General features: G+C 55.8%; 14 protein-coding genes and 3 tRNA genes. 13 read left to right on the plus strand and 4 right to left on the minus strand.

What is annotated here, in order from left to right; genetic code table 11:
• Window positions 1-2: 2 nt before the first annotated feature.
• The 3 genes from F3I47_RS02155 (at window position 3) to rnt (ending at window position 2,412) form a co-directional block, all read left to right on the plus strand.
• Window positions 3-1,100: an alkene reductase gene (locus tag F3I47_RS02155; RefSeq protein ID WP_009090476.1), complete on the plus strand. Its 1,098-nt coding sequence runs from the start codon at window positions 3-5 to the stop codon at window positions 1,098-1,100.
• A gap of 116 nt (window positions 1,101-1,216) precedes the next feature.
• Entirely contained in the window at window positions 1,217-1,624 is a 408-nt protein-coding gene (gene gloA / locus F3I47_RS02160; RefSeq protein ID WP_009090478.1) for a lactoylglutathione lyase, read from the plus strand.
• Window positions 1,625-1,743: 119 nt separating this feature from the next.
• Complete coding sequence (gene rnt, locus F3I47_RS02165) at window positions 1,744-2,412, plus strand: ribonuclease T (RefSeq protein WP_009090480.1); 669 nt, start codon at window positions 1,744-1,746, stop codon at window positions 2,410-2,412.
• A gap of 43 nt (window positions 2,413-2,455) precedes the next feature.
• On the opposite strand, the gene F3I47_RS02170 is transcribed toward rnt, so the two are convergent.
• Complete coding sequence (locus tag F3I47_RS02170) at window positions 2,456-2,791, minus strand: Grx4 family monothiol glutaredoxin (protein WP_179291196.1); 336 nt, start codon at window positions 2,789-2,791, stop codon at window positions 2,456-2,458.
• A 365-nt stretch (window positions 2,792-3,156) separates the two neighbouring features.
• Here F3I47_RS02170 and F3I47_RS02175 point away from each other — a divergent pair, with 365 nt between their 5' ends.
• The gene (locus F3I47_RS02175) at window positions 3,157-3,945 is read left to right on the plus strand and encodes a C40 family peptidase (protein ID WP_058956560.1); all 789 of its coding nucleotides are present in this window, start codon (window positions 3,157-3,159) and stop codon (window positions 3,943-3,945) included.
• Between the two features lie 47 nt (window positions 3,946-3,992).
• Here F3I47_RS02175 and F3I47_RS02180 read toward each other — a convergent pair whose 3' ends face one another.
• Window positions 3,993-4,082, minus strand: a complete 90-nt coding sequence (locus F3I47_RS02180) for a YnhF family membrane protein (RefSeq protein WP_122983609.1) — start codon at window positions 4,080-4,082, stop codon at window positions 3,993-3,995.
• Window positions 4,083-4,363: 281 nt separating this feature from the next.
• Between F3I47_RS02180 and purR the strand changes: the two genes are divergently transcribed.
• Window positions 4,364-5,389 (plus strand): HTH-type transcriptional repressor PurR, encoded by a 1,026-nt coding sequence (purR, locus tag F3I47_RS02185; RefSeq protein WP_009090485.1) that lies wholly within the window; start codon window positions 4,364-4,366, stop codon window positions 5,387-5,389.
• Here purR and punR read toward each other — a convergent pair.
• The gene (gene punR, locus F3I47_RS02190; RefSeq protein ID WP_150029983.1) at window positions 5,386-6,291 is read right to left on the minus strand and encodes a DNA-binding transcriptional activator PunR; all 906 of its coding nucleotides are present in this window, start codon (window positions 6,289-6,291) and stop codon (window positions 5,386-5,388) included. The genes purR and punR overlap by 4 nt on opposite strands.
• A 106-nt stretch (window positions 6,292-6,397) precedes the next feature.
• On the opposite strand from punR, the gene punC reads away from it, so the two are divergent.
• Together punC and cfa are read left to right on the plus strand one after the other, a co-directional pair.
• Window positions 6,398-7,600, plus strand: a complete 1,203-nt coding sequence (punC, locus tag F3I47_RS02195) for a purine nucleoside transporter PunC (protein ID WP_058956561.1) — start codon at window positions 6,398-6,400, stop codon at window positions 7,598-7,600.
• A 308-nt stretch (window positions 7,601-7,908) separates the two neighbouring features.
• On the plus strand, window positions 7,909-9,057 hold the full coding sequence (gene cfa / locus F3I47_RS02200; RefSeq protein WP_009090488.1) for a cyclopropane fatty acyl phospholipid synthase: 1,149 nt from the start codon (window positions 7,909-7,911) through the stop codon (window positions 9,055-9,057).
• A gap of 238 nt (window positions 9,058-9,295) precedes the next feature.
• On the opposite strand, the gene F3I47_RS02205 is transcribed toward cfa, so the two are convergent.
• Entirely contained in the window at window positions 9,296-9,955 is a 660-nt protein-coding gene (locus tag F3I47_RS02205; protein ID WP_009090489.1) for a riboflavin synthase, read from the minus strand.
• Between the two features lie 208 nt (window positions 9,956-10,163).
• Between F3I47_RS02205 and F3I47_RS02210 the strand changes: the two genes are divergently transcribed.
• The 6 genes from F3I47_RS02210 to F3I47_RS02235 all read left to right on the plus strand — a co-directional run bounded on the left by F3I47_RS02210 (window position 10,164) and on the right by F3I47_RS02235 (window position 14,239).
• Window positions 10,164-11,537 (plus strand): MATE family efflux transporter, encoded by a 1,374-nt coding sequence (locus F3I47_RS02210; protein WP_046101733.1) that lies wholly within the window; start codon window positions 10,164-10,166, stop codon window positions 11,535-11,537.
• A 153-nt stretch (window positions 11,538-11,690) separates the two neighbouring features.
• Window positions 11,691-11,767: transfer RNA gene (locus F3I47_RS02215), tRNA-Val, on the plus strand.
• A gap of 3 nt (window positions 11,768-11,770) precedes the next feature.
• A tRNA-Val gene (locus tag F3I47_RS02220) sits at window positions 11,771-11,847 on the plus strand.
• Window positions 11,848-11,858: 11 nt separating this feature from the next.
• A tRNA-Val gene (locus tag F3I47_RS02225) sits at window positions 11,859-11,935 on the plus strand.
• A gap of 351 nt (window positions 11,936-12,286) precedes the next feature.
• Complete coding sequence (pykF, locus tag F3I47_RS02230) at window positions 12,287-13,699, plus strand: pyruvate kinase PykF (protein ID WP_009090491.1); 1,413 nt, start codon at window positions 12,287-12,289, stop codon at window positions 13,697-13,699.
• 303 nt (window positions 13,700-14,002) lie between these two features.
• Complete coding sequence (locus F3I47_RS02235) at window positions 14,003-14,239, plus strand: major outer membrane lipoprotein (RefSeq protein WP_009090492.1); 237 nt, start codon at window positions 14,003-14,005, stop codon at window positions 14,237-14,239.
• Window positions 14,240-14,260: the final 21 nt, after the last annotated feature.

The following is a 14,260-nucleotide window of genomic DNA, read 5'->3' on the forward strand; positions in this document are numbered from 1 at the left end:
TTATGGCGAGTACCCAGCTGTTTCGTCCGCTGAAAGTTGGCGCAATTACCGTCCCAAACCGCGTCTTTATGGCACCGCTGACCCGTCTGCGCAGCATTGAGCCAGGCGATATTCCGACGCCGATGATGGCGGAATATTACCGTCAGCGCGCCAGCGCCGGTCTGATCATCACCGAAGCCACGCAGGTCTCTTTCCAGGCTAAAGGCTATGCCGGTGCGCCGGGTTTACATACCCAGCCGCAGATTGCGGCGTGGAAACGCATTAACGAAGGCGTGCATCAGGCGGGCGGCCACACCGCCGTGCAGCTGTGGCACACCGGTCGTATTTCCCACAACAGCGTTCAGCCGGAAGGTAAAGCCCCGGTCGCCCCGTCGGCGATTGCGGCGGGTACCCGAACCTCACTGCGTGCTGAAGATGGCAGCGTCTACCGCGAAGAGACCTCAGAGCCACGCGAACTGACGATTCCTGAGATCCAGCAGATCGTGGCCGATTTCGGTCAGGCGGCTGCGAATGCGCGTGAAGCGGATTTTGACCTGCTTGAGCTGCACTCGGCACACGGTTACCTGATTCATCAGTTCCTGGCCCCGGATTCCAACCAGCGTACCGACGAATATGGCGGCAGCATCGAAAAACGCGGTCGTTTCGCGCTGGAAGTGGTGGATGCGGTCATTGCAAACTGGTCAGCCGATCGTATCGGTATCCGCGTTTCGCCGATCGGCAGCTTCCAGAATCTGGATAACGGCCCGGATGAAGAAGAAGCGGCGCTGTGGTACATCGGCGAGCTGGCGAAACGCAACATCGCCTACCTGCACCTTTCAGAACCAGACTGGGCCGGCGGCAAGCCTTACACGGATGCCTTCCGTCAGAAAGTACGTGACCTGTTCCCGGGTGCCATTATCGGTGCCGGTGCCTACACAGTCGAGAAAGCGGACGATTTGATTGGTCGCGGTCTGATCGATGCCGTCGCGTTTGGTCGCGACTACATCGCGAACCCGGATCTGGTTGAGCGTCTGCAGCAGGATGCCCCTCTGAATCCTCAGCGTCCGGAAAGCTTCTATGGCGGCGGCGCGGAAGGCTACATCGACTACCCGACACTGTAAACCTGTCTGGCTGCCGTCCGGGACGATGACGGCGGCCATTATTCAATGGCGATTTTCATCGCTATACTTAGCGCCTGGGTCATCCGGCGATGGCGTTTTACTTCAAAGAGGATGTTATGCGTTTACTACATACCATGCTGCGCGTTGGCGATCTGCAACGTTCAATTGATTTCTACACCCGTGTGCTGGGCATGCGCGTGCTGCGTCAGAGCGAAAACACCGAATATAAATATACCCTGGCTTTTGTGGGCTACACCGACGAGAGCGAAGGCGCGGTTATCGAACTGACCTATAACTGGGGCGTGGACAAGTATGATCTCGGCAACGCCTATGGTCATATCGCGCTGGGCGTGGATGACGCGGCTGCCGCCTGCGAACGTATCCGTCAGAATGGCGGTAACGTGACGCGTGAAGCGGGCCCGGTGAAGGGTGGCTCCACCATTATCGCTTTTGTTGAAGATCCGGATGGCTACAAAATCGAGCTGATCGAAAACAAAGATGCCGGTAAAGGCCTCGGCAACTGATCCTGCCGCCAGCCTGCCCTCCCGGGCGGGCTGAATCCCCTTCTCTGCGCTTCATCTGCTGCACCCGGCCCCGTTTTTTGCCATAATGCGCGCTGCCCTTTTCCTGCAACGAGATCCTGATGTCTGAATCGAATTCCCCTAATGCACTCAATCAACGTTTCCGTGGCTTCTATCCGGTGGTCATCGACGTGGAAACCGCCGGTTTCAACGCACAAACCGATGCGTTACTGGAAATTGCCGCTATCACGCTGAAAATGGATGAAGAGGGATGGATTCAGACAGACCAGACGCTGCATTTTAACGTCGAACCTTTTGTCGGCTCGCTGCTGCACCCTGAAGCGCTGGCCTTTACCGGTATCGATCCCGCTAATCCGCTGCGCGGTGCCGTCAGTGAATATGAAGCGCTGCACGCCATTTTTAAAATGGTGCGCAAGGGGATCAAGGACAGCGGCTGCAATCGCGCCATCATGGTGGCGCACAACGCCACGTTTGACCTGAACTTTATGTCTGCGGCGGCTGAACGTGCCAGCCTGAAACGCAACCCGTTCCACCCCTTTGCGACCTTTGACACGGCAGCCCTGAGTGGGCTGGTGCTGGGTCAGACCGTGCTGGCGAAGGCGTGTATCGCTGCGGGAATGGAGTTTGACAGCAGTCAGGCACACTCGGCGCTGTATGATACGCAGCAGACCGCAACGCTGTTCTGTGAGCTGGTGAATCGCTGGAAGCGGTTAGGTGGCTGGCCCCTGCCCTTTGCCGAAGGCGATGCAGACACCAGCGCCTCCGTCTGAGGAATGCCACAACGAAAAAGGCCGACATTGCGTCGGCCTTTTTTTATTCTGCTTCTTTAAATTTTTCTGCGGTCTCTTTAATCAGCGACTGCAGTTCACCACGCTGTAACATCTCAACGATGATGTCGCATCCACCGACCAGTTCACCGTCTACCCACAGCTGCGGGAAGGTTGGCCAGTTGGCGTACTTTGGCAGCTCTGCACGAATGTCCGGGTTCTGCAGAATATCCACGTAAGCAAAACGCTCACCGCAGGCTGACAGTGCCTGCACCGCCTGTGCAGAGAAGCCGCAGCTTGGCAGCTTCGGAGAACCTTTCATGTACAGCAGGATCGGGTTTTCTGCGATCTGGCGCTGAATTTTTTCTACAGTACTCATAATTGCCTTCCTTAATTCGTCACTTCGTGTTTGTTTATTGTAGCGACTTCGCAGCGTGACTGAAAACGAGATTTTGATCGCTGCCTGCTGAAATCGCCATCCTGGTTAAGTCATGACAGGCACAGCATGAATTTCTGATTATTAACAGCCGGTAACAGATTAATAATTCGTAATAATTTCGTTGATATAAGACGCTGAAAATGTTCATTTTCAGCACAATCGCGTGGGTTGCAAAGATTAACAATAAAAGGCATTACAGTTTTTAAAAGAACTGGACTAGAATGGCTTCGGCGCTGATCCTGGATCAGATTAATCTCAACTTTGTCGCGGTGCGTAGTGGCCCTGACAACTTAACTACTTAATGGACTATGCGTTTAATCATTACGCTTTTTATGCTGGCCTTTGCGCAACTGTTCTTCAACATCGCCGCCGCGTCTCCGCACGCTCCGGTGAACGTCAGTACGCATAAAGCAGAGAAAAAGAGTGCGCGCGAGGATGAGCGCCGCAAACGTCGCGTGGTGAAAACCACCACAAAAAAAACCCGTCTCAGCCCGGTTCAGAAACTCAAAACGAAAAAACAGAAAAAAGTTGAACTGACAGCTAAACAGACACCTGCCAAAAAAACCTCGCTTAAGACCGCCCGACTCAGCACCAAAGAGAAAAAACGCTACGGCCACCAGCGCCTGCTGAAAAATGCGGATGCCAGCGAGACCGGCACTATTAAAATGAGCAAATCTCACCGTCAGCGCTACCAGAAAGCGCGTGAAACGGCGATGACCAAGCTCATGGGCCAGCTGGGCAAACCTTATCAGTGGGGCGGCACCTCCCCCCACACCGGCTTCGACTGCAGCGGTCTGGTCTGGTACGCCTATAAAGATCTGGTGAAGTTTAAAATCCCGCGCACCGCTAACGAGATGTATCACCTGCGTGACGCTGCCCCTATCAAACGTGAGTCACTGGAAAAAGGCGATCTGGTCTTCTTCCGCATTAATGGCCGCGGAACCGCGGATCACGTCGGGGTTTATCTGGGTGACGGCAAGTTTATTCAGTCACCGCGTACCGGCAAAGATATTCAGATCAGTGCGTTAGGGGAAGATTACTGGCAGCGCCACTATATTGGTGCACGTCGTGTAATGACGCCGAAAACCATTCGCTGAGCTGATGCAGCGTCAGAAAAAAGCCGGGAGAAGTCCCGGCTTTTTTATCAGTGCAGTACAGCGGTAAAACTAAAGGCCACAATCATCAGCAGGCAGCCGACAGTGGTCATTAACGCCAGTTTAAGATCGGTACTCATGGGTTGCTCCTTAACCACGCAATCATTGTGGTTATTCTATTTTCCCACAGCCGTGGGTAAAAATCTCGTTTTATCCGTTCAGCCTTGTTAGAATCCCGCCCTTGTTGCGCAACGCGCGCAGCCCTGATTCCGTTTGCGCACTTTTTCAGGCATTTATTCTCCGTCGGCCGCCGGTTTAATGCGCCAAAACACGGCATTTTTGCGGAAAATACCCTGAGCAGACGCAAACGTTTAACACTACGCTTATCATACAGTTAGATAAGTCCTGGAGTCCGATTTTCATGGCAACAATTAAAGATGTGGCAAAACGCGCTGGCGTCTCCACGACCACGGTTTCGCACGTCATCAATAAAACCCGCTTCGTGGCTGAAGAGACGCGCGATGCGGTCTGGCAGGCGATCAAGGAACTGCACTACTCGCCGAGCGCCGTGGCGCGCAGCCTGAAGGTGAATCACACCCGGACGCTGGGGCTGCTGGCCACCTCCAGCGAAGCGCCCTATTTCGCTGAGATTATCGAAGCGGTCGAGAATCACTGTTTTGACAAAGGCTATACGCTGATTCTGGGGAATGCGCATAACGACCTGCAAAAACAGCGCGCCTACCTCAGCATGATGGCGCAGAAGCGCGTCGATGGCCTGCTGGTCATGTGCTCTGAATACCCGGACGACCTGCTGCAGATGCTGGAAGAGAACCGCAATATCCCGATGGTGGTGATGGACTGGGGCGAGTCGCGCGCCGACTTCACCGATACGGTGCTGGATAACGCCTTCCAGGGTGGCTATCTGGCGGGACGCTATCTGATTGAGCGCGGCCACCGCGACATCGGTGCCATCCCCGGTCAGATGGAGCGCAACACCGGGGGCGGACGCCATGCCGGTTTCCTTAAGGCGCTGGAAGAGGCGGGCATTCAGCCGCGCGCCGAATGGATTGTGCAGGGTGACTTTGAGCCGGAGTCGGGCTACCAGGCGATGCAGCAGATCCTGTCGCAGAAGCAGCGCCCGACGGCGGTGTTCTGCGGTGGCGACATCATGGCGATGGGGGCGATTTGCGCCGCTGACGAGATGGGTCTGCGGGTTCCGCAGGACATTTCGGTGATCGGTTATGACAATGTGCGCAACGCGCGCTATTTTGCGCCCGCACTGACCACCGTCCATCAGCCCAAGGCTCAGCTGGGTGAGAAGGCGCTGGATATGCTGCTTGATCGCATCACCAGCAAGCGCGAAGTGTCACAAACGATTGAAGTCCACCCCACGCTGATTGAACGCCGTTCAGTTGCGGATGGTCCGTTCCGCGACTATCGCCGTTAATCCTCGCTTAACCACTCCTGATTAAGCGTTTGCGCATCACCCAGATAGCTGAGTAACCAGCCTGTTGCCGGTGATGCGCGATCTTCTGCCCAGCTGACACAGCAGGGGCTGTCCGGAAACGCCTGCGGCAGCGTCAGTTCCACCAGCGCGCCGCTGTCGAGCAGTGGCCGGGCCAGATGGCCCGGCACCATCGCCACGCACAATCCCGCCTGTACACACTCCAGCCCGGTTTGCCATTCCGGCACCACCAGCCTGCGCTGATTGTCCAGCGTCCACGTCATGCGCCGCGGCAGCGCCCGTGACGTATCCTCCAGCACCAGCGACGGCCAGTGACGCAGCGTGTCATCATCAATCCGGGTCGCCTGCGTCAGAGGATGGTCGGGTGCCACCACGCAGCGCCAGTTGAGCTTCCCCATATCCCGGAACGCAAACCGTCCGCCAACCGGTATCGCCTGGGTGGCGCCAATCGCGACATCGACCCGGCCATCGGCCAGGGCATCCCAGACCCCGTTGAAGACCTCATAGCTGATGTGCAGCTCCATGTCCGGGAAGTGGCGATAAAAATCTTTAACCAGCTGCCGGGTACGCTGCGGTTTGGCGATGCGGTCAACGGCAATGCTTAGCTGCCCGCGCCAGCCGTTAGCCAGCTGCTGACACTGCTGCCGGGTTGCGAGCATTTTTTTGATGACGCTGCGCCCCTCCCGGACAAAATGCTCCCCCGCCGGGGTCAGTACCACTTCACGGTGCTGACGCTCAAACAGCGGCACCGCCAGCCAGGTTTCCAGCTGGCGAACCGTATAGCTGATGGCAGACGGCACCCGATGTAACTCCTGCGCGGCGGCGCTGAAACTGCCCCCGCGTGCAATCGCGTCAACCACTTCCAGTGCATACTCTGACCACATAATCTGCCTTCAAAAATTTTAACAGCAACCGGCAAATATTACCGTTTCACAGCCGCAAACGCACCTTTTACACTCTGCCGCGTTTACCCTGCAAAATGAGAATCTGATGTTGTCGAATAAAGGATTTATGCCCTACCTCGCTCTGCTCAGCATGCTGGGCTTTTTAGCCACCGATATGTACCTGCCCGCCTTTGGCGCAATGCAGGAGACGTTCCGCACCTCGCCCGGTCTGATCAGCGCCAGCATGAGTCTGTTTCTGGCTGGCTTCGCCTGCGGTCAGCTCTTCTGGGGCCCGCTCTCCGATCGCATCGGCCGCAAACCCGTGCTGCTGGCCGGGCTGGCACTGTTCGCCGCTGGCTGTGCGGGCATGCTGTGGGTAAATGATATCTTTCTGATGCTGGCGCTGCGCTTCATTCAGGCGATTGGCGTCTGTGCTGCCGCCGTGAGCTGGCAGGCGCTGGTCATCGACCGCTATCCGGCGGCGCGCGCCAGCAAAGTGTTCGCCACGATCATGCCGCTGGTGGCCCTCTCACCGGCGCTGGCACCGCTGCTGGGGGCCTGGCTGATCGGCCATTTCCACTGGCGTTCGATTTTCCTGGTGCTGACTCTGATTGCGGTGGCGCTGATCCTGGTCACGCTGCGTCTGCCCGCGGTGAAACCCGCTCCGCAGGAGAAAGGGGCACAGCCGGGCTTCTTCACGCTGCTTAAATCCCGCGTCTACAGCGGTAACGTACTGATCTACTCCGCCTGCTCCGCCAGCTTTTTTGCCTGGCTGACCGGCTCACCCTTTATTCTGGCGGGCCTGGGCCTTTCCCCCGCCGACATTGGTCTGAGCTATCTGCCACAGACGCTCGCCTTTTTAATCGGTGGCTTCGGCTGTCGCGCCCTGCTCAACCGCTTTAACGGCGCACAGCTGCTGCCCTGGCTGCTGGGGGTCTACAGCCTGAGCATTCTGGCCCTGTTTGCGGTCGCGCTTTCGGGTCAGGGAACGCTGCTCAGCCTGATGGTGCCGTTCTGCGGAATGGCGCTGGCTAATGGAGCGATCTATCCGATTGTGGTCTCCAGTGCGCTGATGCCCTTCCCGCACGCCACCGGCAAAGCCGCCGCGTTGCAGAACACGCTGCAGTTAGGCCTCTGCTTCCTCGCCAGCCTGGCGGTGTCGGCGGGATTAACCCAGGCACTGCTGACCACCACGCTGATCATGACAGTGACGATTCTGCTCGCCCTGATCGGGTACGTCATGCAGCGCGCCGCAAGCGCACAAACTGTTGTTGCCACTCCGCAACCTGCCTGCCAGGATAATCATTAAGACGCTAACCTTTTAGTTAGTGCCCTAACAATAAGTCATTGAATATTGACCCGCGTGAGAATATACTCATCCGGGTCAACAAATCTGTAATAAATCAACAATATAATAACGTAATAATCTGATTGGCACGCTGTTGCCGGGACGGTATTCGCACGCGTTATTCCCTCTTACCGGCCCTGCTTCAGCCTGTTCCAGTCCTCTGTATCTTACAGATAATCGGTTTGCGGAATCCTCCGTGACGTTTCTCAATGCCTGACGAATTGGCTATTCTTTGTTCAGGTTCAGATTGGACAGGTGGTGGAAAAGCTATGAGTTCATCTTACGCAGAAGCAGTGACTCCCGAAGATAATCATTGGTATCGCATCGTTCACGAACTGCTGGAAAAAGCGGACATCGAAATAAATGGCTCACGTCCATGGGATATCCGCATTCATCATCCCGGTTTTTTTAAGCGTGTTCTTCAGGAGGGATCGCTGGGGCTGGGCGAAAGCTATATGGAGGGATGGTGGGACTGCGACCGTCTGGATATGTTCTTCCACCAGGTGCTTAAACATAAACTGGATCAGCAGCTCCCGCACCATTTCAAAGATACCCTGCGCATCGCCGCCGCCCGCTTAACTAACCTGCAGTCCCGCAAGCGGGCCTGGATCGTGGGCAAAGAGCACTACGATCTCGGCAACGATCTCTTTTCACTGATGCTTGACCCCTACATGCAGTACTCCTGTGGCTACTGGAAAGAGGCCACGACGCTGGCGTCGGCGCAGGAAGCCAAGCTGGATATGATTTGTCGTAAATTAGCGCTGGAACCCGGGATGTCGCTGCTGGATATCGGCTGCGGCTGGGGCGGACTGGCGGAATTTGCCGCACGTCATTATGGCGTCAGCGTGCATGGCGTGACCATCTCCGCCGAGCAGCAGAAGCTGGCGCAGCAGCGCTGTGAAGGGCTGGATGTGACGATTCTGCTGCAGGACTATCGCGATCTGAACGAGCAGTTTGACCGCGTGGTGTCGGTCGGTATGTTTGAGCATGTCGGGCCTAAAAACTACGCGACCTATTTCGACGTGGTCGATCGTAATCTTAAGCCTGACGGGATTTTCCTGCTTCACACCATCGGCGCGATTAAAACCGATATGCGCGTTGACCCGTGGATCGATAAGTATATTTTCCCCAACGGCTGCCTGCCTTCGGTGCGTCAGGTGGCCGATGCCAGCGAGCCCCATTTTATTCTGGAGGACTGGCACAACTTTGGCGCAGATTACGACAGGACGCTGATGGCATGGCATGAACGCTTTTTGCAGGCCTGGCCTCAGCTGGCTGAGAGTTATGGCGATCGCTTTAAGCGTATGTTCGCCTACTATCTCAACGCCTGTGCCGGTGCATTCCGCGCGCGCGATATTCAGCTGTGGCAGATCGTCTTCAGTCGTGGCGTAGAGGGGGGATTGCGCGTGGCGCGGTAGAGGGCCCGGTTGCGCCGCAAGGCCTGCCGAAGTCAGATCCGCGTTAACCGCAACGGAGAAGTTAAAGGCGCAGGGAACAGGGTCAGAAGAGGAAAGCGTCACGCGCCAGGGAGGGCGCGTGTCGAGCGTGTCAGGGATGACGGCTTTTGCGTCTTTCCGATCTGATCCTGTTTCCTGCGCAGGTGCAATCTCACAGCGAATCGGGTCAGCGGTTCAACAGGCGCTGTCGCGCCTGATATTAACTCTCTGCGGCAGGTTGCCCGGTCAGCGCACTCATGGCTGCCGCAGCATCACGCTGGGCGAGCACGCGCTCCACGGTCTCGACGATCGCCTGAGTGTGTGGATCGATCTCAATATTGACCCGCTGTCCAAAGGTCTTCGCTCCCAGCGTGGTGCGCTCCAGCGTTTCCGGGATCAGATAGACGCAGAACTTCGTTCTGGTCACATCCCCGACCGTCAGGCTGATGCCGTCGATACCGACGAACCCTTTATGCAGAATATATTTCATCTGCGCCGGGTCCTGGATTTTAAACCAGACTTCGCGGTTATGTTCTGACTGGATAATTTTGCAGATCTCAGCCGTGGTCATAATGTGACCCGACATCAGATGCCCGCCGATTTCATCGCTGAATTTTGCTGCCCGCTCGATATTGACCACGTCGCCCTCACGCAGATCGCCGAGGTTCGTCACCCGCAGCGTCTCTTTGATCAGATCAAAGCTGACGCGATCGCCGTCGATTGCCGTCACGGTTAAGCAGCAGCCGTTATGCGCGACGGATGCGCCCAGCGCCAGACCCGGCAGGAGTTCTTCCGGCAGCCGGACAGTATGGGTACGAAACAGCTCTTTCTCTTCGATGGACACGATCTCTGCCATGCCCTGCACAATTCCGGTAAACATAATCTTTGCCTCTGAAAATCCGACGTTTGTGCCAGTTTACCACAGCTCAGGCCCGCTGTTAGATTTCAGCCCCTGCCACGGCGTTGAGTCAGTGCAAACCGCATTGTGTGACAAAGATTGGCGAATGGGGTTACGCCAGTTACACTAACTCACGAAATTCCCCGGGCTTTTTGCCCCTTTTCTTTCCTATAACTCGTCAGGTGTTAACGTGCAGAAGTATTTAACAGAAGCGCGTCAATTGCTGGCCCTTGCGATTCCGGTCATCCTTGCTCAGGTGGCCCAGACCGCAATGGGATTTGTGGATACCATTATGGCCGGCGCCGTCAGCGCCACGGATATGGCCGCCGTTGCTGTCGGCACCTCTGTCTGGCTTCCGGCCATCCTGTTTGGTCATGGTCTTCTGCTTGCATTGACGCCCACCGTTGCGCAACTCAACGGTTCAGGTCGCCGCGAACGCATCGGTGAACAGATTCGCCAGGCATACTGGCTCGCCTTTTTTGTCTCCCTGCTGATTATGGTGCTGCTGTGGCACGCGGGTTACCTCATCCGCGCAATGCACGATATTGATCCCCGGCTGGCCCTGAAGGCAGAAGGCTATCTCCATGCCCTGCTGTTCGGCGCACCCGGCTACCTCTTCTTCCAGGTGCTGCGCAACCAGTGTGAGGGATTGTCGAAAACCAAGCCGGGTATGGTGCTGGGCTTTCTCGGCCTGATGTTTAACATCCCGCTCAACTATGTCTTTATTTATGGTCACTTCGGGATGCCGGCACTGGGCGGGGTGGGTTGTGGTGTGGCAACCGCGTCGGTCTACTGGGTAATGTTTATCTGCATGCGCTTCTGGGTGCGCCGGATGGGATCGATGCGTGATATCCGCATGGAGAGCCGCTGGTCGCCGCCTTCGCGTGTCATTCTCACCCGCCTGATGGCGCTGGGATTGCCGGTGGCGCTGGCGCTCTTTTTTGAGGTCACCCTGTTTGCCGTGGTGGCGCTGCTGGTGTCGCCGCTGGGCATCGTCAATGTCGCCGGCCACCAGATCGCGCTGAATTTCAGTTCACTGATGTTCGTGTTACCGCTGTCGCTGGGCGTCGCGACCACCATCCGCGTCGGCTACCGCCTGGGTCAGGGCTCCACCGAGCAGGCCCGGGTCGCCGCGTGGACGGCGCAGGGTGTCGGCATCAGCATGGCGGCGCTGACCGCGATTTTTACCGTGACGTTCCGTCACCAGATCGCCCTGCTCTACAACGACAATCCTGAGGTGGTGACGCTGGCCGCACAGCTGATGCTGCTGGCGGCGATTTATCAGTTCTCCGATTCGATTCAGGTGATCGGCAGCGGCATTCTGCGCGGCTATAAAGATACGCGATCCATTTTCTTCATCACCTTTATTGCCTACTGGCTGCTCGGTCTGCCTGCCGGGTATCTGCTGGCACTGACCGACTGGCTGGTGCCGCGTATGGGACCTGCGGGCTTCTGGTGCGGTTTCATTATCGGCCTCACCTCGGCGGCGGTGATGATGATCTGGCGCATCAGACGCTTACAGCGTTCACCGGCGGCCATTATCCTCGCCCGCGCGGCGCGATAATCCACAAAAGCGGGCCATTTATGGCCCGCAGCGCCGAAAAAAACGACGGTTAGCACAGTTGCTGCGCAGTCACAGTGAAAAAACGATTTTCCCCTTGCCAGCCTCACACGCTGCCGTTAATATTCGTCCCCGCTGTCGCCCTGACAGCATGTTGCGCTCTTAGCTCAGTTGGTTAGAGCACCACCTTGACATGGTGGGGGTCGATGGTTCGAGTCCATTAGAGCGCACCAAGTGCGTCCGTAGCTCAGTTGGTTAGAGCACCACCTTGACATGGTGGGGGTCGGTGGTTCGAGTCCACTCGGACGCACCAATATTCAGTATGCGCTCTTAGCTCAGTTGGTTAGAGCACCACCTTGACATGGTGGGGGTCGATGGTTCGAGTCCATTAGAGCGCACCACTTTCAGAATTCCTTCAGCTTGCGCAACTCCCTTTATATTGATCTGCATCGCGTCCCCCTTCTGCTTTTTGATTGGTTTTCGCATACTTAGCGTCTATACTGTCCCCCGTTGTTTACTTGAAAGGTTTCAGCGATCACGTGCTTACTGCGATAACTCAAATGATTTGCGCAACAACAGCGTGGTGGTTACCAACCGTAGCCGCACAACTTCCCTGCACGCCTGGCCTTCGTCACCTATTCTTATTCAGTACTGCCCTTTTCAGTTTCAGTCTCAAATCAGAAATTTCACTTCGATGCGCTGCCATCGGATTCCGCCCTTATTCATCCATCACAACTTACAGATAATCCGTCATGAAAAAGACTAAAATCGTTTGTACTATCGGCCCGAAAACCGAATCCGAAGAGATGCTGACTCAGCTGCTTGAAGCTGGCATGAATGTTATGCGTCTGAACTTTTCTCACGGGGACTACGCTGAGCACGGCCAGCGCATTACCAATATGCGCGCTGTGATGCAGAAAACCGGTCGTCAGGCCGCTATCCTGCTGGACACCAAAGGCCCTGAAATCCGCACCATGAAACTGGAAGGCGGTAACGACGCGGCGCTGAAAGCGGGCCAGACCTTTACGTTCACCACCGATCAGAGCGTGATCGGCAACAGCGAGCGCGTTGCTGTCACCTACCCGGGCTTCACGGCTGACCTGAAGATCGGCAACACCGTGCTGGTCGATGATGGCCTGATTGGGATGGAAGTGACCGAAGTCACCGAAAACACCGTAGTCTGTAAAGTACTGAACAACGGCGACCTGGGTGAGAACAAAGGCGTTAACCTGCCAGGCGTCTCAATCCAGCTGCCTGCGCTGGCTGAAAAAGACAAACGCGATCTGATTTTTGGCTGTGAGCAGGGCGTGGACTTTGTCGCTGCTTCGTTCATCCGTAAGCGTTCAGACGTGCTGGAGATTCGTGAGCACCTGAAACAGCACGGCGGTGAGCACATCCAGATCATCTCCAAAATCGAAAACCAGGAAGGCCTGAACAACTTCGACGAAATTCTTGAAGCGTCAGACGGCATCATGGTTGCGCGTGGCGACCTGGGTGTTGAGATCCCGGTTGAAGAGGTGATCTTCGCGCAGAAGATGATGATCAAGAAATGTAATAAAGCGCGCAAAGTGGTCATCACGGCGACCCAGATGCTCGACTCCATGATCAAAAACCCACGCCCTACCCGCGCAGAAGCCGGCGACGTGGCGAACGCCATCCTGGATGGCACCGATGCGGTCATGCTGTCAGGTGAGAGCGCCAAAGGTCGCTATCCGCTGGAGTCGGTCACCATCATGGCGACCATCTGTGAGCGTACCGACCGCGTGATGAAATCGCGCATCGACAGCCAGAACGATACCCGTAAGCTGCGTATCACCGAAGCCGTCTGCCGCGGTGCGGTTGAGACCGCTGAGAAGCTGGAAGCGCCACTGATTGTGGTGGCGACCGAAGGCGGCAAATCGGCTAAAGCGGTGCGTAAATACTTCCCGAACGCCACCATCCTGGCCCTGACCACCAATCAGACCACTGCACGCCAGCTGATCCTGAGTAAGGGCATTGAGACACGCCTGGTTTCTGAGATCGCGTCGACCGATGATTTCTATCGTCTGGGTAAAGAAGCGGCGCTGGAAAGCGGCTACGCTCAGAAAGGGGATGTCGTGGTGCTGGTTTCCGGTGCATTAGTACCAAGCGGAACTACCAACACCGCGTCCGTACACGTCCTGTAAAACCTGCGTCAGCGGTTATTTAGAAGCGCCTTTAAGAGGCGCTTTTTTTATTTCCTCTTAAACCAAATACCAGAAAATTCCAATCGAAAATAACTATTCAAATACTCTTAATATTAAGGTTAATCCGATTAAATCTCTCTGTTTTCGCTAAATTTTTTTATCATATTCTGGGATTCGCTGCTTCTTTGAGCGAACGATCAAATTTAAGCATCTTCTCATCAAAAATTTATTCTCAACTTAAAAAGCTTTGTGTAATACTTGTATTGCTACATGGAGATTAACTCAATCTAGAGGGTATAAATAATGAATCGTACTAAACTGGTACTGGGCGCGGTAGTTCTGGCTTCAACTCTGCTGGCTGGTTGCTCAAGCAACGCTAAAATCGACCAGCTGTCTTCAGACGTTCAGACTCTGAACGCGAAAGTTGACCAGCTGAGCAACGACGTGAACGCAGTGCGTTCAGACGTTCAGGCTGCTAAAGATGACGCAGCACGCGCTAACCAGCGTCTGGACAACCAGGCTCACTCTTACCGTAAGTAAGAGTTCTGGTTTAAAAATGGC

Source organism: Pantoea sp. M_10 (genome assembly GCF_008631515.1).
GTDB classification, from domain to species: Bacteria; Pseudomonadota; Gammaproteobacteria; order Enterobacterales; family Enterobacteriaceae; genus Pantoea; species Pantoea anthophila.

Excerpts from the sequence above, each read along its gene's own strand:
- F3I47_RS02155 (WP_009090476.1), top strand. The coding sequence starts at position 3 with ATGGCGAGTACCCAGCTGTTTCGTCCGCTGAAAGTTGGCGCAATTACC.
- gloA (WP_009090478.1), top strand. The coding sequence starts at position 1,217 with ATGCGTTTACTACATACCATGCTGCGCGTTGGCGATCTGCAACGTTCA.
- rnt (WP_009090480.1), top strand. The coding sequence starts at position 1,744 with ATGTCTGAATCGAATTCCCCTAATGCACTCAATCAACGTTTCCGTGGC.
- F3I47_RS02175 (WP_058956560.1), top strand. The coding sequence starts at position 3,157 with ATGCGTTTAATCATTACGCTTTTTATGCTGGCCTTTGCGCAACTGTTC.
- F3I47_RS02180 (WP_122983609.1), bottom strand. The coding sequence starts at position 4,082 with ATGAGTACCGATCTTAAACTGGCGTTAATGACCACTGTCGGCTGCCTG.
- purR (WP_009090485.1), top strand. The coding sequence starts at position 4,364 with ATGGCAACAATTAAAGATGTGGCAAAACGCGCTGGCGTCTCCACGACC.
- punR (WP_150029983.1), bottom strand. The coding sequence starts at position 6,291 with ATGTGGTCAGAGTATGCACTGGAAGTGGTTGACGCGATTGCACGCGGG.
- punC (WP_058956561.1), top strand. The coding sequence starts at position 6,398 with ATGTTGTCGAATAAAGGATTTATGCCCTACCTCGCTCTGCTCAGCATG.
- cfa (WP_009090488.1), top strand. The coding sequence starts at position 7,909 with ATGAGTTCATCTTACGCAGAAGCAGTGACTCCCGAAGATAATCATTGG.
- F3I47_RS02205 (WP_009090489.1), bottom strand. The coding sequence starts at position 9,955 with ATGTTTACCGGAATTGTGCAGGGCATGGCAGAGATCGTGTCCATCGAA.
- pykF (WP_009090491.1), top strand. The coding sequence starts at position 12,287 with ATGAAAAAGACTAAAATCGTTTGTACTATCGGCCCGAAAACCGAATCC.
- F3I47_RS02235 (WP_009090492.1), top strand. The coding sequence starts at position 14,003 with ATGAATCGTACTAAACTGGTACTGGGCGCGGTAGTTCTGGCTTCAACT.